The following is a 22,611-nucleotide window of genomic DNA, read 5'->3' as shown; positions in this document are numbered from 1 at the left end:
GGAGGAATGACGATGAGCAGAATAGCAGTCCTGATAACGGATATGTTCGAGGATATCGAGTACACAAAACCCGCGGAGGCGTTTTCGGGGGCCGGCCACGATCTCGTCCACGTCGGCCTCTCCGCCGGAGAGACCGTCCGCGGGAAGAAGGGAGAGGCGGAGGTCACTATCGACCGCGCCGCCTCCGACGTCTCGGTGGACGAGTTTGACGCGCTCTTCATACCCGGCGGCTACTCGCCCGACAAACTCCGGGCCCACGATGCGCCCGTGGAGTTTGTGCGGGAGTTCGTCCGGAGCGGCAAACCGGTCCTCGGCATATGCCACGCGCCTCAGCTCCTGATCACGGCGCAGGTCCTCGAGGGCCGCCGGATCACCGGCTGGAAGTCCATCGCCCAGGACATCAAAAACGCCGGTGCGGAGTACATCGACCGGGAGGTGGTGGTCGACGGCAACCTGGTCTCGAGCAGGAACCCCGACGACATCCCTGCGTTCATCAGGGCGTCGCTTGAGAAACTCGATGAGGCCGGCGGCGGGAAGGTGGAGGCCGCGGCTGCGCGGCAGCGGTGAGACCACGGGCCGGGGCGGGGACCCCGGCATATCCTTTTATCTTTACGACCGCACCTCATTCATTGAAATGAGGTTCACGGAACCGGTATGGAGCAGACCCGCGATCATCGTCCTGACTGCGGGGCTGATCGTCCTCCTGGGGGTCGCCGCCCGCGTACTCGCCGGCGTCGATCTCGCGTATGCCGACCTCCTCTACCTCGTGCTCATCCCGGCCGCGTATTGGTACCGGCGGCGTGCCGTATACGCGGGGATACTGGTTGCGGCGCTCCACATCGCCGCCGAGTACGGCATCACCGGGTACGTGGGCACGGATACGCTCGTGCGTGCGGGGATGTTCGTCGTCGTCCCCTATGTCCTCGGGTACTTCTTCGAGGTCACGGACCGGCGGGCCGGGAGCAGGCATTTCCGGGTCGGCGAGCCCGGTCCCGGCGCACCCGCGTGCGACCGGGATACGAGGAGGCTGATCGCCCGGTTGTCGAGCCGGAACCCGGACACCCGCTACGAGGCGGCCGGGTGCCTCGGCGACGCGGGCGAGCCCGCTGCGGTCCTGCCGCTCGCCGCCCTTCTCCGCGACCCGGAGGGCGGTGTGCGCTGGAAGGCGGCGGAGGCGCTCGGGAGACTGGGTTCCCCGGCCGTAGAGCCGCTCACGGAGAGCTTGCAGAGCGAGGACGTGGATGTCCGGTGGATGGCCGCGGTCGCTCTCGGGGATATCGGCGACCCGGCGGCGATCCCGGCGCTCGTGGAGGCGCTCGACGACGAGGACGCCTACGTCAGGAGCAGGGCGGCCCTCGCGCTTGCGGCCATCGGGGAGCCCGCGCGGGAGGTGCTCATCGCTGGCCTCCGCACCGGGAACGGCCGGGTCCGGGGAGGTGCGGCGCTGGCGCTCGGGAGGCTCGGGGGTGAGGGCGCCGCCTCAGCCCTCATCGGTGCCCTCCGCGACCCGGACGAGGAGGTCCGGCACCGGGCGGCGGGTGCGCTCGGGGATATCGGGGAGCCTGCTATTCCCGCTCTTCTTTCGGCCATCCGGGCTGACGAGACGGACCTCCGGCAAGGGGTGACCGCCGCCTTCGGCCAGATCGGGCGGCCCGCCGTCGCCTCGCTTGTTGCGGCGCTCGGCGACGGCGACTGGCGCGTCCGCCGAGGGGCGGCGGCAGCCCTCGGGGAGATCGGGGATCCCGGGTCCGTCGACGCCCTGATCGAGGCGCTCGACGACGGGCGGGAGGAGGTGCGGCAGGCTGCCCGGGAGGCGCTCGGCAGCATCAGGAAGACATAACACCGACGAAGGTGCACCTCAACGGTATGACTGACGAGACCCGGATCGATGAACTGATTGCCGACCTCCGGCAGGCCTCTCTCGCGGAGCGGCGGGCGGCGACCGCCGAACTCGGGGCGAGCGGGGGCGCGGCGGTCGAGCCGCTGATTGCCGCGATGCTTGACGGCGACAACGATCTCCGGTGGTACGCCGCCCGGGCGCTGGTGCAGATCGGGGAGCCTGCCATCGCCCCTCTCCTCGCGGCGATGCGTGCCCGGGAGGACCGCGACTTCCGGCGGTACGCCATGGCGGCCCTGACCGGGATCGGGGAGGCGGCCGTTGAACCCCTCATCGGCATCATCGAGAGCGCCGATCCTGCCCTCCAGCCGTTCGCCGCGGTGGCTATCTGCAAGATCGGGCAGCCGGCGGTCGAACCGCTCCTCCGCCTGATGCGGAACCCGGACCCGAAGACGCAGGAACGCGCTGCGCTCCTCCTCTGGAGGATGGGGGAGCCGGGCGCCGGGCCGCTCACCGAGGCGCTGGAGGCGAGCAGGAGCGGCAACAAATCCGAGAGTCATAAATGATCCGGAGGCCCTCAGATCACTAAGGTCTGATGGCACCTCACACAGTGGAGATCCTCCGCCGGTTCCTGCAGGGAGGGAGGCCCGGGAGAAACGCAACGGTTCCGGTCGCAGGCGCCTCACTTACCGCGGTTCTTGCTGCGCTCTTCGTGGTGCCCCCCGGCACCGGCCTCATCCTCTGGCCCTTCCTCTTCCTCTCCGCCGCACTCGCCGGCTACCACTACCGCGAAAAGGGGATTCTGGCTGCCGCCGTGCTCGGGTTCGCCTGCCTCGGCATCGCGTCGCTGCGCGCATACCCCGGACCGGTCTCCCCCCTTCTCGCGATGCTCCTCCCCTTCGTCGCCATGATCGCTCTCGCGTCGCTCGCCTCGACCGTCGGGTACTCGGTCCGCGAAGAACAGGCCCGCCACCGGGAGGCCGTGGAGTGGGCTCCGGGCGGCGCGTTTCTCATCAGGCGCGGGAACGGCACGGTAGCGGAGGCGAACGAGAACTTCGCGGAGACCCTGGGCTACGCACGAGGAGACCTGCAGGACCTGCCGGTTTCACGGATCTGGCCGTACGCCGGCGACCGCGAGCAGTTCTTTGCCCGGGCAAAACCGGACGGTAAGACCACGGTCGTCGAGACGCAGTTCGTCGGCCGGGACGGCTCCTCGCACTGGTTCACCCTCTCGGGACGCTGTCTCGATGACGATATCGTGTCCTGCCGGGTCTCGGGGGTGACCCGGTACAAAGAGGTGGAGACCGCTCTCGACGCCGAGCGCCGCCGCCTCTTCTCGGTCCTGGATACCCTTCCCGCCTACGTCACCCTGCAGAGCGAGGACCACACCTTCCGGTTCGCCAACAGGGCGTTCCGGGAGACCTTCGGCGATCCGGGAGGCAGGACCTGTTACGAGGTGCAGCGCGGCTCCCGCAGGCCCTGCAACCCCTGCCGGGGAACGCTCGTCTTCACCCTCAAGAGCCCGCAGCGGTGGGAGTGGGACCACTCGAACGGGAAGACCTACGAGGTCCACGCCTATCCGTTCACCGACACGGACGGATCGTGCCTGATGTTGCAGCTCGGGCTCGACATCACCCAGCGGGTCCAGGCGGAGGAGGCGCTCAAGGGATTTGCCGGCAACCTCCAGGCCAAGAACCGGGAACTGGAGGTGCTGCGAAGCCAGCTCTCGGTCGTCAACCAGGACCTCGATGAGATGGTCCGGGAACGGACCGCCGAGGTGGAGAAGCTCCTCACCCAGAAGGACGAATTCATATCGCAGCTCGGGCACGACCTCAAGACGCCGTTAACCCCGCTGGTCGCGCTCATACCCCGGATCCTGCAGCAGGAGCAGGACCCGCGACTGCGGCGCCTCCTTGAGATCACCGGCCACAACGTCACCTACATGAAGGACCTGGTCGAGAAGACCCTGAAATTGGCCCGCATGAACTCCCTCTACATCGAACTCGAACTTGAGCCGCTGAACCTGCGCACCGAACTGAACGGCATTCTCCGGAACTACGCGGTCCCGTTTAATGCGAAGGCCATAACCCTCGAGAACAACGTCCCGTCGGGGATCTTCGTCAGGGCCGACCGGGTCCTTCTCGGCGAGATCTTCGATAACCTGATCGCCAACGCCGTCAAGTACCTGCAGAACGGGACCGGGACCATCACCATCGACGCCGCCCGCGAGCAGGAGGTCGTTGTCGTCGCGGTCAGGGACACCGGGATCGGCATGACCCGCGAGCAGCTCGACCGGGCGTTCATCGAGTTCTACAAGGCCGACTCCTCCCGCCACGAACTCGATTCCCCGGGCCTCGGCCTCGCCATCTGCAGGCGGATCGTCGAGCGGCACGGGGGACGCATATGGGCCGAGAGTGACGGTGAAGGGATGGGTTCACGCATCATATTCTCGCTCTTCGCGGCAGACGGTTCGTGAGAAGAATCCATAGGTTTATATTCTGGTCCGGGTGAGAGAAACTACCAGGTACCCGGTGCGTGCCGGGGAGGGAGCAGATGGCGGAAGTGCCGTGCCGGCAGGTTATGGTCGTGGATGACGATGTGTTCATCCTCGAGGTGATGGAGGAACTCTTCGAACCGGAGGGGATCAGGGTCGTCGCCGCGGAGAGCGGGGATGCGTGCATCGCGGAACTGGAGAAGGGGTTCCGGGGCGTCATCCTGATGGACGTCATGATGCCCCAGAAGGACGGCTGGGAGACGATAGCGGAGATGATCGACCGGGGGTTGATGGAGGGAAACATCGTCGCGATGCTCACGGCAAAGGACATCCCGGACACGGAACTGGATTCACTCAAAGAGCACGTCATCGATTACATCACAAAACCCTTTGAAGCAGACGAGATCGTGGCCATCGTGAAGGGCTACCTTGATTACCTCGTGTGAGGGGGCGCATGGCGAACGTAGCATCTCTTCACCGGGACAGCCGGACGATCGTGGTCATAGGCTCGTCGACAGGTGGCCCGCGGACGCTGGAGACGATCTTTTCACGTTTCCCGCTTGTCGATGCCACCATCATCATCGTCCAGCATATGCCGCACTACATCAACAGTGCGCTCTGCAGGCGCCTGAGGGAGATCTCCCGGATGGAGGCCAAGATCGGAGAGGACGGCGAGCGGATTGAGCACGGCACGATCTACGTGGCGCCGAGCGACGTCCACCTGAATCTCGTTGGAAACCGGGTCATCCACCTCTTCAACGATGAGAAGGTGCAGTACGTCAGGCCCTCGATCGACGTCGCCATGATGTCGCTTGAGCGCAACGGCGACGATCGGTTCGTCGGGGTGATCCTTTCGGGGATGGGGAGCGACGGCGCCGAAGGGATCCGCCACATCAAGGCGGTTGGGGGCGTCACCCTCGCGCAGACCATCCGGACCTGCGCCATCCACGCCATGCCCCGCGCCGCGTTCGAGACCGGGCGGGTGGACCAGATGCTTCCCCCGGAAGGGATCCGGGAGCGAATCATACGGATCGCCGCGGTCCTCTGAAAATTTGGCCTCCAAGGTGATCCGGCGGGACCGGGACTCTGCGTCCGGGGAGGAGCCTCTAAATGCGTGAAGGGCTCAATAGTTCCTGCATGGAGGTCTCACCTGCTATCGCCCGGTACTTCGACGATCTCGCGGCCAATCTTGCGTCCGCCATGGAACTCGCCGCTGCCGCACGGGCCCGCGGGCTCGATCCAAGGACGGAGATCGAGATCCCGATAGCAAGCGACCTTGCCGACCGCGTGGAGGCGCTCCTCGGTTATCCGGGGATCGCGGCCCGGATCCGCGAGCTCGAACGGGAGATGTCCCGCGAAGAGGTGGCGCTCCGGATCGGCGACGATTTTGCGGCAAGGATGTTCGGCGAAACCACGACGGAGGAGATCCTCGACCACGCCATCCGGGGTGCGATGGCGCTCCTGACCGAAGGGGTGGTGGCCGCCCCGACGGAGGGGATCGCGAAGGTCAGCCTCGGGAAGAACGACGACGGGACCGATTATCTCAAGATCTACTACGCGGGGCCGATCCGGAGCGCCGGCGGGACGGCGCAGGCGCTCTCGGTGCTGGTGGGCGACTACGTGCGCCAGGCGCTCGGGATCAACCGCTACATCCCCCGCCCTGAAGAGGTGGAGCGCTACATCGAGGAGATCCGGCAGTACAACAACATCATGAGCCTGCAGTACCTCCCGAGCGAGAAGGAGCTCCGGACGATCATCGAGAACTGCCCCGTCTGCATCGACGGCGAGCCGACCGAACAGCAGGAGGTGAGCGGGTACCGGAACCTGGAGCGGGTGGAGACGAACACCGTCCGGGGCGGGATGGCGCTCGTGGTCGCGGAGGGGCTGGCCTTAAAAGCCCCGAAGATCGTGAAAAACGTCAAAAAGATGAAGATGGCCGGCTGGGACTGGCTTGAGGAGATGATCAGCGGCGGCGCCTCGGCAAAGAGCGATGACGACGACAAGGGCGCCGCCGTCAAACCGAAGGACAAGTACCTCCGGGACCTGATCGGCGGCCGGCCGGTCTTCTCCTACCCGATGCGCAAGGGGGGGTTCCGGCTGCGCCTCGGCCGGTCGCGGAACACCGGGTTTGCGGCCGCCGGCCTGAACCCCGCGACGATGCATATCCTCGGGGACTTCCTCGCGGTCGGGACCCAGATGAAGATCGAGCGGCCCGGGAAGGCGGCAGGGATCGTGCCGGTGGACTCGATCCAGGGCCCGACGGTCAAACTCCGGAGCGGGGAGGTCCGCCGGGTGGACGATGCGGCGGAGGCGCGGCGGATCGCCGGGCAGGTCGAGGAGATCCTCGACGACGGCGAGATCCTGATCAGTTTCGGGGAGTTCATGGAGAACAACCACCCGCTGATGCCCCCGTGTTACTGCGAGGAGTGGTGGCGGCTCGAGGGGGGTCCGCGGCACCCGGAGAACGAACTTGAGGCTATAGAGTTCGCGCTCGACGGCATCCCCCTCCACCCCGACTACACCTACCTCTGGGACGACGTCGCCCCGGCCGAGATCGCCCTCCTCGCGGACCGGATCAGCGCCGGCGGCCGGATCGAGGACGGGGTGCTGACGCTGCCGGATACCCCGGAGGTGAAGGCGATCCTCGAAGAACTCCTGGTGCCTCACCGTCTCTCCGGCGACCGGATCGCGATCTCCGAATACCTGGTGCTCCTCGCCTGCCTCGGGCTGACGCTGCACCTCGATAAACGGCCGGCTTGGCAGGACGCTCCCCGCGAGAACTCGCTCGACCTCGTGATGCACCTCTCGGGTTTCGTGGTCCGCTCACGGGCGGGCACCCGGGTTGGCGGCAGGATGGGGCGGCCGGGGAAGTCGAAGCAGCGGGAGATGAAACCGCCGCCCCACTCGCTCTTCCCGATCGGGGACGAGGGCGGTTCGCGCCGGTCGTTCCAGGCGGCCTGCGCCTCAAGACCCCGGTCAAACACGGACGGCGGCGTGATCGAGGTGGAGGTGGGCGAGCGGCGCTGCCCCGCCTGCGGCACGTTCACCTACAAGAACCTCTGCGACTGCGGCACGCACACGCGGCCGGTCCTCCGGTGCCCGAAGTGCAGCCAGGAGATCGGGAAGGACCTGTGCCCCCGGTGCAACGTGGCGACGGTCTGCCTCCAGAAGGTCTCGATCAACGTGAAGAACGAGTACGCGGCGGCGCTCGAGAACGTCGGGGTGCGCGAATCAGCGATCCCGCTCCTGAAAGGCGTCAAAGGGCTGATCTCCCGCGAGCGGCCGGTGGAACCGATCGAGAAGGGGATCCTCCGGGCATTGCAGAACCTTTATGTCTTTAAAGACGGGACCGTCCGCTACGATATGATCGACCTGCCCCTGACCCACTTCCGGCCGGACGAGGTCGGCGTCCCCATCGAGAGGCTCCGGGAACTCGGCTACACCCGCGACATCTACGGCCGCGATCTCGCCAGCGCCGACCAGGTGCTGGAACTCCGCCATCAGGACATCCTGGTCTCGGAGGACTGCGGCGAGTGGCTGGTCCGGGTGGCGAAGTTCGTCGACGACCTCCTCGTGAGGCTCTACGGGCTTGAGCCCTTCTACCGGGCGGAGAAACCGCTCGACCTCGTGGGCCACCTCCTGATGGGGCTTGCGCCGCACACGAGCGCCGGAGTCCTCGTCCGGCTGATCGGGTTCTCGAAGGCCGGGGTCGGCTACGGCCACCCGTTCTTCCACGCGGCCAAACGGCGGAACTGTTTTGCGGGCGACACGGAGATCACCGTCTCCGACGGCCGGCGGTGGATGACGGTGCCGATCCGGCAGTTTGTGGTGGAGAGTTTTGATCTCTCAAATCCCGGGTTGGACCACGTGGGGACGTTCTACTCCGACCCGCGGCAGCCGTTCTATGTCAGGAGTATCGACACCCAGGGGGTGACCAGCTTCAAGAAGGTCACCTCGGTCTCGGTCCACCGGGCCCCGGCGCACCTCGTCCGGTTCGTGACGAGGCGGGGGAAGGTTCTCACGGTCACCCCCGACCACGCGATGCTGGTCTGGGACACCGATTACCTCCGGAAGATCCGGGCGCTCGAGGTGAAGATCGGTGACCGTATCCCGGCGGAGGAGGGCGGGCTCGTCATCAGCGACGTGGTCGTGGCCCGGGAGACCGTCCAGGCGCTCGACGACCGGGTCTACTGTCTCTCGGTCGCAGAGAACCACACCCTGGTCGCAAACGGGATCTTCTGCGGGCAGTGCGACGGCGACGAGGACTGCGTGATGCTCCTCCTCGACGGCCTGATCAACTTCTCCCGCTCCTATCTCCCCGAGACCCGGGGCGGGACGATGGATGCGCCGCTTGTCCTGACCACCCGGATAGACCCGGCGGAGGTCGACAAGGAGAGCCTCAACGTCGACGTCTGCGACCACTATCCCCTCGAGGTCTACAACGGCTGCCTCGCCTACGCCCATCCAAAGGACCTCGATAAGTTCGTCGACCGGGTGGAGCGGCGGCTCGGGACCCCGGCCCAGGTCGAGGGGTTCTTCTTCACCCACCCTACAACGAACATCTCGGCAGGGCCGCTTGAGTCCACCTACACGAAGCTCGGGACGATGCTGGAGAAACTCGATGCGGAACTCGACCTCGCAAAGAAGATCCGGGCGGTGGATGCCGACGACGTCGCGGAGAGGGTCTTGAACACCCACTTCATCCGCGACCTCCAGGGCAACCTCAACGCCTTCTCGAAGCAGAAGGTGCGGTGCATGAAGTGCAACGCGAAGTACCGGCGGATGCCGCTTGCCGGGAGGTGCACCCGGTGCGGGGGCAACGTCATCCCCACAGTCCACGAGGGGTCGGTGAAGAAGTACCTGGAGATGTCGCGCAACATCTGCGAGACTTACGCGATATCGGAGTACACGAAGCAGCGGGTGGAGGTGCTCTTCATGCAGATCGAGTCGACCTTCGGCGAGCCCCCGGAGCGGCAGCTCGGGCTTGCGGACTTCATGTGAGGTGCGGGGATGGAGGCCGTGGAGGTTCTTCGGGTCCTCAAGGGGAGCGTCCCCCCGGGGTCTGCGGCGGGGCGGGCGGTCTTTTCGGGCGGCCGTATCGACCCTCCTCCCGCCGTGGGGCGGGTGGCGGTCCCGGGCGGGGTCCTCGCCTTCCGGGTGACGACGCCTGCGTCGCAGCCCGACCGGACCCTCCTCTTCTTCCACGGCGGGGGGTTTACGACCGGATCGACGGCCGAGTACCTCGGTCTCTCTGCCCGGATTGCGGATGCGGCGAGGGCGGAGGTCTTCTCGGTCGACTACCGGCTCGCGCCGGAGCACCCCTTCCCGGCGGCGGTGGAGGACTGCCTTGCGGCCTACTGCCACCTGCTCGGGGAGGGCTATGCTCCTGAACGGGTGGTGCCGGTCGGCATATCGGCCGGCGGGACGCTCGTCCTCTCGACGCTCCTTGCCGCGCAGGAACTCGGGCTCCCGATGCCGGCAGCGGCGGTCTTGCTCTCGCCGGCGGTCGATATGCTCTTCCTCGGCGAATCGGTCCTCCTGAACCGGGAGACCGACTGGCTCGCGCCGGAGCGATTCAGGGCGATGCAGGAGGACTACCTCGCCGGCCACGATCCAGGCGATCCGCTGGCGTCGCCGCTCTACGCGGACCTCTCCGGTCTGCCGCCGCTCCTCGTCCAGGCGGGGGGCGGGGAGGTGCTGGTCGACGGCATCGCGGCGTTCGTGAGCACGGCCCGGCTCCAGGGGGTGCCGGTCGCCTTCGACTGCACGGAGGGGATGTTCCACTGCTGGCAGATGTTTGCCGCCGTCCTCCCGGAGGGTGCGGCGGCAGTGGAGCGGGTCGGGGCGTTTGTGAGGCGGCACGTGCCGGGGGAGTAGGCGCCAGCAAGCTCATTACTCTAGAGGTTCAAGAAGTACAGGCGCGAGGGTAGCCAAGCGGTCAACGGCGGTCGACTCAAGATCGACTCTCGAAGGAGTTCGCGGGTTCGAATCCCTCCCCTCGCATTCTGGTTTTTGGGTTATATGCAACTGAAAAAAAATTTGACATTTACCACCTGCGGTAAGATCCTGTTGTGGGTGGTATCCCCTCTTGAGGTGGTGTGACATTCCCCACCTGAGGTACGGATCCGGCTGTGGGAGGTGGTCCCAGGAATGCCCCTACGGTGTGACCATGCGGTAGGGTGCGCCCGCATTCTGGTTTTGAGTTCTTCGGCCGTCATCTCGCTCTTCATTTTGGTGCGATATTTGCCGCACACGGGGCGTTTCCCTCTTTTTGCGCCCACCGTTATGTGGATTCCTTCCCCTGATACACCACCGTCTTGTTGAACCACCGGTTGACCTCTTCGGTGACTTTGCGCCCGCCGGTAGGCCGGAGGCGCAGGTTGTAGTTCTCGGTCATGATAGGGTCGCCTTTCGCCATAGCCTCACTCTCGATAAGCCGGGTGGAGTATCCAGTAGAGATCCCTCCCTGAGCTACCACTTTCGAGAAATCAGCCCGCTGAGGGCCCAAACATTGAGGTGCCGCCGGGGCTATGCGATCGCCAGGGTTGACCATGCACGGGAAATGACAGCAGATGACAGCAAGTGACAGCAGATGACAGCACGTTGACAGCAACTGCTGTCATTCAACGGACGGAGAACCGGAGGGAGTTCCCGGTTTTGCCCATGATCCTGGATTTTCCCGGTTTGGATGGCAGCAACGTGGGAAACACAGGGACCCCCATCGGCACCCGGAGTTGCTTCGTGCATGCTCTCCGTTCTCTCATTCTGCTGTACATATGTGTACCTGTACAGTACTTACCCTCAGATTGAGATCCGTTTTCAGAACCATCCCCGATTTGTGCGTTTTCTCATTGGCAGCAGTTGCTGTCATTCTGCTGAAAACTGCTGTCATTGCTGTCATCGTCGGGCTGTCATCCAGCCAGATGGCGGCATCACCGCCCCAGGCCCAATGGACTTCTCCATCGAATGTAAAGTACTGCTCCCGGCGGCGGAGTTGACCGGGGCAGTCGTTTGCACCTTTGCACCCGTTTGCACCTGAATTTGCACCACGAAAAACCGCCATATGCAGCCGGTTCGCCGATCCGTCGAATATCCTCAGGAATACCTGGCATGTTTGCACCAGTGCGGATTTCACAGAGACCAGATGAGAGGTCGCTCGCCCCTGCAGGCATGCTCTCCGTTCCCGGTAAATGGTGCAAATGAGTACCCTGATCTGTACATATCTCTGTACATATACCTCCAATAGAACAATTATGGCCGTTACGGCCGGGATATTCGTTTGCACTTTTCCCGAAATTCCGGTGCAAACCTGGTGCAAAGGTGTAAACATAGATGCCGCCAGGGGGGCAGGGTGACCGCGGGCAGCGTTGGCAGCAGTTGCTGCCAATGAACGCAACCAGATTCTGACCCGGATTTACGCTTCCGCCCGGATACACAGAATCTGCCGGATCATTGGCAACAATGCGGAAAACACAGGCACTCCGGTTCCTGGAGGGGGTCAACCGCCCATGCTCTCCGTTCTCCTACTCTGCTGTACATAGGTACATGCACAGATCCTCTACCCACATGCCGGACAGTTTTCCCGAAATCCACCCCATTCCGCACGATCTCCTGTTGGCAGCAACTGCTGTACATATGCTGCCATCGTGCTGCCACTGCTGCCATCGTCAGGATCGCTGTCCGGCCCCATCCGCAGCGGCGCCGTAGAGGCCGATCGCGAGGCATTTCCCCTTGAGTCCAGGGCCGACCCTCCCCGAGGGTCTGTTCGGGGCCAGATCCCCCAACTACTAATTTAGTGTAGCGATGCCCGGGGAGGCGCAGCGGGATCCCAGCCACCCGGCATGCCGGGAAAACGGACTTTCGGGGGCGACGTCATGCGGTCCGATGACTCCGCGCAACCTGTGCAAGCACCTCCTGCACAAATGCCCGACCCTGTTATGCACTGCTGAACGATCGTAGAGTCGGGCAATTTGTGCAACGGGTTGCTGCACAAATACCACATCAAGGTACGCCCATGCAAATGATGAGCCTCCCGGGGCATCATTATGCACTCTTGCTGACATATACTCAACAACTGATGAGAAAGAATCAACACCTGTTGAACAATATTCAACAATATGAGAACCCCGGCCGGCAGCTCCCGGATGAAGAGACGCAGGAACCCGCGGTAGAGGGGAGCATCCCGCCCGTATATCTTCATCCCTGGGACTTTCTGGACGCGTATGGATCGCTCTTACGGAGATCGTCGTTGATCCTCCTCGTCCTGCTCGGGAGGGACTATACGAGGAAGTTTCACGTCCGGGAGATCTCCCGGATAGTGCACCGCGATGTCTCGCTCGTCAGCAAAAACCTCAAAGACCTTGAGGCGATGGATCTGGTCACCCGCGAAGATGTGGGAAACCTCGCCTTTTACCAGGCGAATATGGAGAATATCCTCCTGCGGCAGATGAAGGTCTGGTTCACGCTCCTTGAGTTGCAGGCCCTTATACGGGACCTGCGGGGTATGACGACGAACGTTATCCTCTACGGCAGTTGTGCGCGAGGAGAGGATACGCCCGCGAGCGATATCGACCTCTATATCGAGACCCTCGACAAAGAGCCTATCCAGGAGATCTTACATATGCACCAGAACACCCTTGCGCGAGAACTCTCCCCGATCATCAACACGCCGGATGAAACCTACCAATTAAATGAAAATTAAAAACAGTTGAAAATCCCAGGCGGCTCACTTGATCTTCTTCTCGAGCTTCTTGAGCTTCTTCTTGGCGGCTTGGCTACCCGCAGCCGCCTGCTGCGCGAGTTCTTCTGCCTTGGCCTTCTTTGCTCTGTTCAACTTCTCCATTTGTTTCTTAGTCGTTGGCATACAGGTACCTTGCTACTTCTTTGACTGGTTCTATTCACCGTTTTCCTTCATATAAATATCTCTGAAAGGGCTGCATTTTTGAAATACCCTGACACCATCTCATTAGCAGCAGAATGACAGCATCTACTATCATCATCGGGATCGCATCCGGAACATCTCCCCCTTTCCGGGGGGCAACCTCCATACCCCATGGCCACCCGTAGCCCCCATGGTTCCACGATCCTGCTCCGGCCCGAGACCAGGGCCCGCCCGGATGCCGTGAAGATCCACCCACAGGAGACCTATGAAGAGGCGTTAAACCGCCTCCTGAATATGGCATACGATCCGGAACCCCTGAGCGTGGAGACGCTGCAGAAGATCGGGGGGGGAATCGTCGATATCCGCGCCGGCCGGTGCCGCCCGTTTGACGAGGTCGTCCGGGAACAGGGCCTCGAATGACCTGGCGGCTCGTCATCACCCCCGGCGCGGAACGTGATTTTGCGAATCTCAACCCATCTGACCAACAGCGAATCAGGGACGAGTTCTACGCACTTGCGAACGAGCCCCAGCCCCGGTGCCACCTCAAGAAACTGAGGGAGAACTGCGATAACCCGCTTTACTCCCTTCCGGGTGGGGCAGTTCCGCGTGATTCTCACCATCGAGGACGATGTATTGGTCATCTTCGTGATTGAGATCGGGAACCGGAGCAATAGTCTACCGGAAGTACCGAGTCATAGCCCCGGCCAGGCCGGGTAGACCTTCCCCCTCGAACGTGAAACCACGGCTGCGGACCGTGGCCTACCACCTGCTGTCCTCATGCACGGTGGCGCCGCAGGGACCAGGCAGGGGCGCTCATCTTGAGGGCCATGGCAAGACGGATCATTATATACTCTCCGTGACGTTATCCCTGTGGAGAACCCTGCATGAGGATCTCCCTGCCGATGGCGATCCTGCCGGACGGAGTTGGGCCGCATGCGGACCACTGAGCCGGATATGGAAGTACAACCCGAGATACTGCAGATACTGGAAGCCATAGAGGATGCCGTCATCCTCGCCGATTCTGACATGAACGTCCGCACCATCACCCCTTCCATGGAACACCTCGCCGGGATCTCCGCCGATGACGCCCGCGGTGTGGATACGGCCCGTATCGTCGCCGACCGAATCCTCCCTGAAGGGAAGGCGGAGGGGGAGCCGAGGGAGCGGATCCTCTCGCTGCTGCAGAACCGCACCGGGTCCGGCGGAGTCACGGTCAGGGTGTCCGCGGCCGGCGGGGAGCGGTGGTACGCTTTCTCCTCCAGGCGGGTGAGGCAGACCGGCGACTGGATCGTCCGCTTCCGCGACGTCACCCGCCGGGAGGCGGCCGAAAGAGAGGTGCGGCGGACATCAGGCGACCTGGCCTTCCTCTCCCGGGCGGCGACGGAGCTTGCCGCGATGCCGCCCGAGGCCGACCCCTTCTCCGCCATCGGCGCCTACCTCCACGAACTCGCGCCCGGTTCCATCGTCATCGTGAGCGCCGCCGATATCGAGGCGGGCACCCTGACCCCCCGGGCGTTCTTCGGCATCGAGCCGTTCCTGCCGGACATCATCGAGACCTTCGGGGAGGACCTCGTCGGGATCTCCCTCGAAATCCCCCCGCATATTCGGAACATCATGATCCACGGCGAGATCGAGGAGGTGAAAGGGGGGCTGCAGGAGATCGCCCTCGGGCAGATCTCGCAGGAGATCTGCCTCAAATTCGAGGTTATTGCCGGCATCGGGGCAATGTACTGCATCCCGTTCACCTGGAAAGGCGAAATCTTCGGGACGGCGGTGATCCTTACCCGACGGGAGGGCGGAGAGGTCAATTTCCGGGCCTTCGAGGTCTTCCGGAGCCTTGCTTCGATTGCCCTCCAGCGGCACCAGGCGGAGGCCGAACTGCGTGGGAGCGAAAAGACGTTCCGGGCCCTCGTCGAGAAGGGTTCCGAATTCATCCTCATCGTCGACGATCAGTTAAAGATCCGGTTTGCGAGCCCGCCTATCGAGCAGGTAGACGGTTTTCCGCCCGATAGGCTGATCGGGAAGCATGCGTTCGATCTGATCCAGCCCGAGGATCTGCCGCGGGTGAAGGAGGTGGTATCGACTCTGGTAGAGAGGCCGGGAGGGAGCGTGCAGTTCGAGGTCCGCTTCCGCGGCCCGCGCGGCATGCACGTGATCGAGGCAATCGTGACCAACCTCTTAGGCGACCCCCATATCAGGGGTTTTGTCGTAAACGCGTGGGACATCACGGAACGAAAGCGTACCGAAGAGGCCCTGTGGCGGGCAGAGCGGGAGAAAGCCCTTATTCTGGACTCGACTGCCGAGATGTTCGCCTACTATGGCACGGATCTTAAGGTGCTCTGGGTCAACCGCGCCACCGCCGCATTCATCGGCAGGGAACCGGAGGACCTGATCGGGCATCGATGCTACGAGATATGGCACAACCGCACAGGCGTCTGCGATATATGCCCGGTTGTTCTTGCCCGGGAGACCAGACAGCCCCAGGAGACCGAGATCGCCGCACCCGACGGGAGGGTCTTCTTCCTCCGGGGGTATCCCGTCACCGGCGAGACGGGAGAGCTTGTTGGTCTCATCGAGTTCGCGCAGGATATCACCGACCGCAAGCGGGCCGAGGAAGAACGGGCCCGGCTCCTCCACGATCTCGAGGTCGCGAACCACGAGGCGAACCTGTACCTGGACATCCTCACGCACGACATCAGGAACATCAACTGCGTCGCCACCCTGTATACCGACCTGCTGATGCAGATCCTGAAAGGAGAGCCCAAAACGTATGTCCGGAAGATGAAAGGGAGCATCGATAAAAGCACGGAGATCCTGGAGAATGTTGCAATGATCCGCAAAATTCATCAGGAACATGCGCCGTTGAAGCCGATCGACCTTCACGGCGTGATCGTCAGCGAACAAAAGGACTTCCCCGAAGCCGAGATCCGGTACGAGGGGTTTTCTCGCATGGTCTGGGCGGACGACCTCCTTGCCGAAGTCTTCCACAACCTCATCGGGAATGCCGTCAAGTTCGGCGGCCCCGGCGTCGTTGTTACCATCTCGGTCGAGACGCTCGACGGCAGCATCGTCGTCACCGTAGCCGACACAGGCTCCGGCGTTCCCGACGAACTGAAGGAGTCGATCTTCCATCGGTTCGAACGAGGGCGAACCAGGGTACGGGGGGAGGGGCTCGGCCTCTACATCTGCCGCACGCTCCTGGAGCGTTACGGCGGGCGCATCTGGGTCGAGGACCGGGTGGCCGGCACCACGGAAGCGGGCGCTGCGTTCCGGTTCACGCTCAAGGAAGTCGTGGCATGATCGGGGAGGGAGTCCCCGCCAGAGGCAGTCGGTCGGGGGCGGGAACGGAGAGCAATACAACTCGTGTGATCAGGGAACAATGACTTCCGTGCAGCAGATCGAAGAACAGCGTCTATTCAATGCCCTTGACGGAGAAGCCGGGGGCATCCTCGTGTTTGATGGGGGCCGGACGGTGATCTGGCTCAACAGGGCGCTTTCAGAACTCCTGGACGTGACCCCTGAGGAGGAGAGAGGGGCGAGCGCTTCAGACTTCATACGCAGGCACGTGGCACCGCTGTCGCCGGATACGGCATCCCTGCAGGAGGTCGCTATAGACCTGCAGAACGACAGGAGCATCCACCGGGCGCCGATACGGGTCCGGGACCGCACCGGGGACCTTCACTGGTTCTCTCTCGCCTACGACCGGAATACGACGTATGCAGGGACCGGATACAGGATCCTCCGTTTCCACGACACCTCCGGCGATACGACTGCCCGGTTCTTTCGGGCCGGCCTCGACCATTCCCCGGTCGTCGTCTTTGTCCAGGATCAGAACCTGCGCTACATCTGGTCATACAACCGGAAGTCCGGACTCCCCGATACGGAGGTGGTCGGCAGGACCGATGCCGATCTCTTCGGGCCCGAGGACGCCGACAGGCTGACCTCGCTCAAGCGCCGGGTGCTGGAGACCGGGGAGGTGCTGCAGGAGGAGGTGACGGTCACCCTCGGCGGCACGCGGCATGTCCTGGATATGACGCTGAAACCACTCCGGGATGCCGATGGAAGGATCGTCGGCATCTCTGGCACGGCGGTCGACGCCACCGGCAGGGTGCGGGCAGAAGAGGAGTGCCGGTCGGGCACGGATACGCTGAACCTCATGCTGCGCAGCGCCCGCGACATCGTCTATCGGATCGAGCTTGAACCGGTTCGCCGTTTCTCCTACATCAGCCCGGCCGTTACGCGGATCGCCGGCTATACCCCTGAAGAGGTCTATGCGGATCCCGAGATCGTATTACGTTTCGTCTATCCCGATGATCTGCCGCTCCTGGAAGCGGTTTTTCAAGGGGAGTTTGCTCCGGACAGGCCACTCATGCTCAGATGGCTCCGAAAAGACAGGAAGGTAATCTGGGTGGAATCGCAGAACGTCCCCGTCTGCGACGAGAAGGGGCTGCTCATCGCCATCGAAGGCATCGCCCGGGACGTCACGGAGCGAAAACAGATGGAAGAGGCCCTGCGAGAGAGCGAAGAGCGGTTCCGGAGCATATTTAACGAGTCTTCCATCGGGATCGAGTATTACAACGCGGCAGGAATCCTCATCGACGTCAACCCCGCCGCCCTCCGGATATTCGGCGTCCTCGACCGGGACGGACTTGTGGGTTTCAATCTGTTTCTGGACCCCAACATCCCTAAACCGGAGCTGGCCCGGCTCAGGGGCGGCGAGACTGTTCACTACACGTCGGAGTTCGATTTCGAACTGGTGAAACGGCAAAACCTCTACGCCACGTCGCGTTCAGGGACCCGGTACCTGGACACGCTCATCACGAAGATACGGCAGGCGGACGAGGCGTCTCCGGGCGGCTACGTCGTGCTCGTCCAGGATATCACCGCACAGGTGAAAGAGGATACTCTGCGGCGGCAGGCCTACGAGCAGATCCAGCAGAACATCGAGCAGTTCGCGATCCTCGGGGATCATGTCCGCCAGCCCCTGCAGGTGATCCTCGGCATGGTGGAGCTCTCCGAGGGCGGGAAGGAGATGGATATCATTCGCGACCAGGTCGACCGGATCAACGATATCATACGGCAGCTGGATCTCGGGTGGATTGAGTCGAGAAAGATCCGCGACTTCCTCCAGCGGCACGAACCGGCGTGAGCGCCGGGATCACGGCGACGGCGCCGACGGTCGTGCCCGAAGCCACGCTCAAGGCGGACCTGACGCCACCACCGGAGCCGGACGCCGCCGCCCCCTCGCTCTGCGTTGAGGCTCGTGCCCCTCCTTTCGGCCGGTCACGGCTCCCCCGCGCTGTGACCGGCATCGACGTGCCGGTGGCCGGAACCCGGCGGCTTGTCAATGCCCGGGCAGCTCTCCGGCAGGTATTATAATACTATTGCGGTGAAGAATACCGGATGATGAGCATGCCAGTACGCCAGCTGTCCGGTGCCCGGGGAGGGGAGCACTATCGCAGGTAAGTGCTGTCAGTGCGGCAGGTGCTGCACCCACATGCGGGACGTCCACAGGTTTATCGAAGAGCGTGGCGACTACACGTTTGTCGTGCACAACCACTATACCGGGGATGCAGAAGAGGTGCGGGTCGATCCGGACAAGATCGCCCTCTTTGAGGACAGGAGCAGCATCGGGGGACTGCCGAACGCCTGCCCCTTTCTGAGATTTGACGGGGAGACGGGAAAGGCGTGGTGCACGGTCCACCTGACACGCCCCGACCTCTGCCGCGAATACTGCTGCCGCCTGCTCATCCTCGATTCGCAGGGGAAGCTGGCGGGACGTGTGACGTACCAGAGGGCGCTCATTCCGGACACCGACGAACTCGGCCGGCTCTGGGAACGGGTGCAACCGACGCTGGACGGGCTCTGCGGCACAGAATGGGATGATGCCTTCATCACTATTCTCACGGCAGCCGGATACTGTGTCCGCCGGTAGTTTGCCCGGGAGACTTCGAACATGGGGACAGGCGACATTCAGACCCCACATGTGGGTCCAGGGATTACGCTGCCGCCTCGCCGGCACGGGTCCTTCCGCGGCCACCATCCGCTGTCTCGGCAACATGCATTATGGCACCAACGTCCGGTGTCACCATACAGACGGGGAAATAGCCGAATAGCGACGCGTAGTCGATCTTGAGCGCCCGGTACCGGGTCAGATCAAGGGTTATCCTCTTGAGGTCTTCTGCCATCCGGGGGGTCACGGCGTCGCGGGGCGACGCCAGGGCGAGGTCTGCGATGGCCAAAAGCACCTCCTCGCGGATCGTCTCGATCCTGGACGATAAGAGCGAGTAGACGAGTGTGCGGCTGTAACCTCCCTGGAGGTGCCGCACAGCGATCATCTGCGTCAGAAAGATGAAGGCAAACATGCCGGCCCCGAGCTCGATATCGGCTTCAGCGGAGGTGAAACTGTTGTACGTCACCCCGGGGAGAACGATCCCCGCGATGGAGATGATGCCGGCAGCGGTTGTCACGACGGCAACGGTGAGCGCATACTTTAGCCCCTGGCTCCAGGCCTCGTTATACCGTTCTTTGAACCGGGACTGCATACCGAGTATCCCTGCAAAGAAACCACGCGAATACGGCTGCACATACACGATCACACCATAGAAGACGATGATTGCGGCGGACTGGATGATGACGATCACGGCGGAGTACGACTCGAATTGACCGTTCGTGATCCAGCCTGCAAGCGCAAAGACCGAGGAGAGCACGAAGAGCACGAGAAAGCCCGGCGCGAGCGGCTGACAGTTGATGAAGAACAGGTTCCAGCTGAGTTCATAGAGAGCGTTCCTCTGCTGTGTGAGCCGCCTGAGTACCTCTATCGCATCGGCAGGGACGGCGGCGGTCTTCTCAAGACGCTCCCATGAGAGGATCTCCTCGATGCTCTTTCTCTCGCGGTTCTTGAGATCGATCAAATACCTGACATAGGACTTCAGATCGCCCGTATCGGTCGGGAGCAGGAGGAGGAAGGGATTGATCATCAGGAATATGAAGGACGCCATGATCCAGTAGAGATAATATTCCCCGGTATATGCGAGCAGGAGCCCCAGGTTGATCAGGACCGCCGCCCCAAGGATGGGCGACGTATAACGAAGACTCCACTTCATCCCGGTAAGGGTTGCGAGGTCGTCCTCTGCCGCGTTGAGGATCTTCTCCGCCTCGGTCCGGGAATATGCAAGCTTTTGTGAGAACTCGTCCGGTGACATCACCGGGACCTCTGCCTCCCTACTCCTCCCGAATCGATTCCCGTGCGGCAGTTTCATCGATCATAATTTCTCCGGGATTATCTATAAAAAAAGGGGTTTCCTCACCAGATGATCGGCCTCTCCCCGGCGTCCCCAGGAAGCGTGCCGCCGCCCCAGAACGTGGCAAACAGCGTCCCACCGATGAGCAAGGGACCGACGTTTCTGTTGGCGACCAGGTACCCCTTCGAGGTCTCGACGCCGCTACGGCGCTGGACGATGAAGCCGATGGCAAGCATCGCTGCGAGGTACAGCAGGATAATCAGGATCTCAAGGGTCATCCGGAAATTCATGTAGGTTTTCCTCTCGTGGTTTGAGGATTTCGGAATGCATCGCGTCGGGTTACGAGAAATATCCAGAGAAAACAGTGGAATAGGACATTACGGGAATTTAGGGGCCTGATAGGGCAATTCGTTCGATACCGTAAAGGAGCAGGAGAAGACCGCCTGCGCAGAATCGGGACGCCGTTTCAATCCTCCAGGAGAACCCGGGCAAACGGAAGGGAGTGGCCGCCGTCTCGTTGGGGACCATGCGGGAACAGCCGAACGATGTGTCCTCAGGGCGGCTTCGAAGATCCCGGTGCCGGGGATGTATCGGGAAAAAAGAGGATGTTATACGGTATTGTCCCGGTGCAGGGTCAGGACCCCCGCCATCGTTACCGTATCATCGCCCGGGTTCGTCCAGGCGATGAAGAGAGTGTCCTGGCCGGCCAGGGATCCCGTCGCCCATCCTCCCGGCTGGTCGATAAACGATATGGTCTCTCTGTCCGGGTTGAATATGCCTACAAACGTCTGGTTCTCTACCGTTCCGTCCGGCAGGGAGAACACCTTGAACCCGCTGATGACCCGATCGCTCTGCGCGTTGACCACCCACATGTTCTCTCCGGCGGACATCTCATCGATCGTGTCGTTCAGGAAGTACATGGCTCCATTGTCCGCTCTCCAGACTCCGACCATCGCAGGGTAATCGGATCGGACCGCCGGGATTGCTGCCGCGGGCAGATCGGCAGGCCCCGTGTAGATCCCGGACCCCAGCCACCATTCCTCGTCCACCTGCACCCCGTACGCCAGTTTCGACTCAAGCATCCGGTCACGCGTGGGGTTGATGTATGCAATCCGGCCGAAACCGTCCCCGTTCCTGACAGCATCGTTCATCTCCCGGAGGAACGTCCCCACATCCCCCTCGATCTCATTCAGGCGGTTGACGCCGACCTTTTCCGGGTTGACCGGGTGGGCGAGGGTGGTGCCATTGAAGTCATACGCGTAGATATAGAGTTCGCCCCGGACAAACGATCCATTCGGGTCGTTGAACTCGGCAAGAGCGGCCTCCTTGCCATTCTCTTTCACATAGGCAACCGCGCTCTCGACGAAGGCGACGAGCGTCTCGTTCGAGGTGTAGTGTGCCTGTGGTACAGTCAGGACGGCTGCACCGGACTCGCTCTGCATGCAACCGGCCGAGATCAACGACAGGCCGAGAACGAGCATGACAGTGAATGAAATCGTGAGAGATCTCATTTTTTTCAGGTTGGTTTTGCCCGCAGATAGATTTGCCGGCAGGCGGAGCCCCGATAGCAGCAGGGGCCGCGTCCTGGCCTTGAGGGGGACGCCGGGCGGGGGCCACGGTTCTACCTTCCCCCCGCCCCGCTCGCCGCCCGCTCCGTCAGCCACGCGTAGAACTTCCGGTGCCAGAACGGCACGTCAACCGGCCGGGAGAGCGACTGCCAGGCCGCCCACACGAGCCGATCGGAGACGCTCTGCCACTCGGCCGCCCGCCGGGCCATATCGTCTGCCGGTTGCCCGATCGCATGCAGGATCTCGTGCCAGATGCGGAGGACGAGCGCCTCGTCATCCGTGTCCTCGCGCGTGACCCGGATGCTCGCCCGCATGTCCATCCCGCCCCCGAGCGCCCTCGCGGGTATCGCGTCGTCAAAGACGTAGACGGTCTTTGCCGGGACCGGGAAGGGGAACCCCTTCCACATCGGGTCTTTCTGGTCGAAGTAGCGAACCTCCGGCGTCCCGGTCCGGACGGTGAACCGGAAGAACGGCGGGATGAGCCCAAGATGCGGCTCAAGCCTCCGCCGCAACGCTTCGGTCTTGAAGAAGAGGTCGAAGTGAGGCATCGGGGCCGCATGGGTAGTAGGCGGTGATAAGTTTTCAGA

The 22,611-nt window shown here is 62.9% G+C and carries 19 protein-coding genes and 1 tRNA gene; 14 read left to right on the top strand and 6 right to left on the bottom strand.

Translation table 11 applies throughout. The annotated features are described in order from the left end of the window. Positions 1–12 precede the first annotated feature (12 nt). The 9 genes from QZ408_RS05935 (at position 13) to QZ408_RS05895 (ending at position 10,334) form a co-directional block, all read left to right on the top strand. The gene (locus QZ408_RS05935) at positions 13–567 is read left to right on the top strand and encodes a type 1 glutamine amidotransferase domain-containing protein (protein ID WP_292490300.1); all 555 of its coding nucleotides are present in this window, start codon (positions 13–15) and stop codon (positions 565–567) included. A gap of 67 nt (positions 568–634) precedes the next feature. Then, positions 635–1,840: a HEAT repeat domain-containing protein gene (locus tag QZ408_RS05930; RefSeq protein WP_292490298.1), complete on the top strand. Its 1,206-nt coding sequence runs from the start codon at positions 635–637 to the stop codon at positions 1,838–1,840. Between the two features lie 26 nt (positions 1,841–1,866). Next, positions 1,867–2,403, top strand: a complete 537-nt coding sequence (locus QZ408_RS05925) for a HEAT repeat domain-containing protein (RefSeq protein WP_292490297.1) — start codon at positions 1,867–1,869, stop codon at positions 2,401–2,403. A 29-nt stretch (positions 2,404–2,432) separates the two neighbouring features. Next, positions 2,433–4,313, top strand: a complete 1,881-nt coding sequence (locus tag QZ408_RS05920) for an ATP-binding protein (protein WP_292490296.1) — start codon at positions 2,433–2,435, stop codon at positions 4,311–4,313. A gap of 77 nt (positions 4,314–4,390) precedes the next feature. Next, on the top strand, positions 4,391–4,777 hold the full coding sequence (locus QZ408_RS05915) for a response regulator (RefSeq protein ID WP_292490294.1): 387 nt from the start codon (positions 4,391–4,393) through the stop codon (positions 4,775–4,777). Between the two features lie 8 nt (positions 4,778–4,785). Beyond that, entirely contained in the window at positions 4,786–5,379 is a 594-nt protein-coding gene (locus QZ408_RS05910) for a CheB methylesterase domain-containing protein (protein ID WP_292490293.1), read from the top strand. 89 nt (positions 5,380–5,468) lie between these two features. Next, the gene (locus tag QZ408_RS05905; protein WP_292490490.1) at positions 5,469–9,332 is read left to right on the top strand and encodes a DNA-directed DNA polymerase II large subunit; all 3,864 of its coding nucleotides are present in this window, start codon (positions 5,469–5,471) and stop codon (positions 9,330–9,332) included. 9 nt (positions 9,333–9,341) lie between these two features. After that, positions 9,342–10,208, top strand: a complete 867-nt coding sequence (locus QZ408_RS05900) for an alpha/beta hydrolase (protein ID WP_292490292.1) — start codon at positions 9,342–9,344, stop codon at positions 10,206–10,208. 43 nt (positions 10,209–10,251) lie between these two features. Beyond that, positions 10,252–10,334: transfer RNA gene (locus QZ408_RS05895), tRNA-Leu, on the top strand. Between the two features lie 280 nt (positions 10,335–10,614). Here QZ408_RS05895 and QZ408_RS05890 read toward each other — a convergent pair. Further along, positions 10,615–10,749 carry a hypothetical protein gene (locus tag QZ408_RS05890; RefSeq protein WP_292490291.1) on the bottom strand — a complete coding sequence of 45 codons (135 nt, stop codon included), beginning with the start codon at positions 10,747–10,749 and terminating at the stop codon, positions 10,615–10,617. Between the two features lie 1,659 nt (positions 10,750–12,408). On the opposite strand from QZ408_RS05890, the gene QZ408_RS05885 reads away from it, so the two are divergent. Beyond that, positions 12,409–13,032 carry a nucleotidyltransferase domain-containing protein gene (locus tag QZ408_RS05885; RefSeq protein ID WP_292490290.1) on the top strand — a complete coding sequence of 208 codons (624 nt, stop codon included), beginning with the start codon at positions 12,409–12,411 and terminating at the stop codon, positions 13,030–13,032. A 24-nt stretch (positions 13,033–13,056) separates the two neighbouring features. On the opposite strand, the gene QZ408_RS05880 is transcribed toward QZ408_RS05885, so the two are convergent. Further along, a complete protein-coding gene (locus tag QZ408_RS05880; protein WP_292394915.1) occupies positions 13,057–13,194 on the bottom strand; it encodes a hypothetical protein in 138 nt (45 codons plus the stop codon). Positions 13,195–13,452: 258 nt separating this feature from the next. On the opposite strand from QZ408_RS05880, the gene QZ408_RS05875 reads away from it, so the two are divergent. From QZ408_RS05875 to QZ408_RS05855, 4 genes are all read left to right on the top strand, one after another. Continuing rightward, positions 13,453–13,632, top strand: a complete 180-nt coding sequence (locus QZ408_RS05875; protein ID WP_365995642.1) for a hypothetical protein — start codon at positions 13,453–13,455, stop codon at positions 13,630–13,632. Positions 13,633–14,145: 513 nt separating this feature from the next. Beyond that, complete coding sequence (locus QZ408_RS05865) at positions 14,146–16,512, top strand: PAS domain-containing protein (protein ID WP_292490287.1); 2,367 nt, start codon at positions 14,146–14,148, stop codon at positions 16,510–16,512. Between the two features lie 79 nt (positions 16,513–16,591). Next, the gene (locus tag QZ408_RS05860; protein ID WP_292490286.1) at positions 16,592–18,361 is read left to right on the top strand and encodes a PAS domain S-box protein; all 1,770 of its coding nucleotides are present in this window, start codon (positions 16,592–16,594) and stop codon (positions 18,359–18,361) included. Between the two features lie 348 nt (positions 18,362–18,709). Further along, a complete protein-coding gene (locus tag QZ408_RS05855; RefSeq protein WP_365995639.1) occupies positions 18,710–19,147 on the top strand; it encodes a YkgJ family cysteine cluster protein in 438 nt (145 codons plus the stop codon). A 64-nt stretch (positions 19,148–19,211) separates the two neighbouring features. Here QZ408_RS05855 and QZ408_RS05850 read toward each other — a convergent pair whose 3' ends face one another. From QZ408_RS05850 to QZ408_RS05835, 4 genes are all read right to left on the bottom strand, one after another. Further along, a complete protein-coding gene (locus QZ408_RS05850) occupies positions 19,212–20,474 on the bottom strand; it encodes a hypothetical protein (protein ID WP_292490284.1) in 1,263 nt (420 codons plus the stop codon). Between the two features lie 44 nt (positions 20,475–20,518). Beyond that, positions 20,519–20,734 carry a hypothetical protein gene (locus tag QZ408_RS05845; protein WP_292490283.1) on the bottom strand — a complete coding sequence of 72 codons (216 nt, stop codon included), beginning with the start codon at positions 20,732–20,734 and terminating at the stop codon, positions 20,519–20,521. Positions 20,735–21,064: 330 nt separating this feature from the next. Beyond that, complete coding sequence (locus QZ408_RS05840) at positions 21,065–21,937, bottom strand: cache domain-containing protein (RefSeq protein ID WP_292490282.1); 873 nt, start codon at positions 21,935–21,937, stop codon at positions 21,065–21,067. Positions 21,938–22,077: 140 nt separating this feature from the next. Beyond that, positions 22,078–22,572, bottom strand: a complete 495-nt coding sequence (locus QZ408_RS05835) for a hypothetical protein (protein WP_292490281.1) — start codon at positions 22,570–22,572, stop codon at positions 22,078–22,080. Positions 22,573–22,611 lie beyond the last annotated feature (39 nt).

It is taken from the genome of Methanoculleus sp. 10 (assembly GCF_913757945.1).
In the GTDB taxonomy this organism is placed as follows: Archaea; Halobacteriota; Methanomicrobia; order Methanomicrobiales; family Methanoculleaceae; genus Methanoculleus.
Note: the sequence above shows the minus strand (reverse complement) of the source record. Positions and strands in the feature narration are given on the sequence as shown.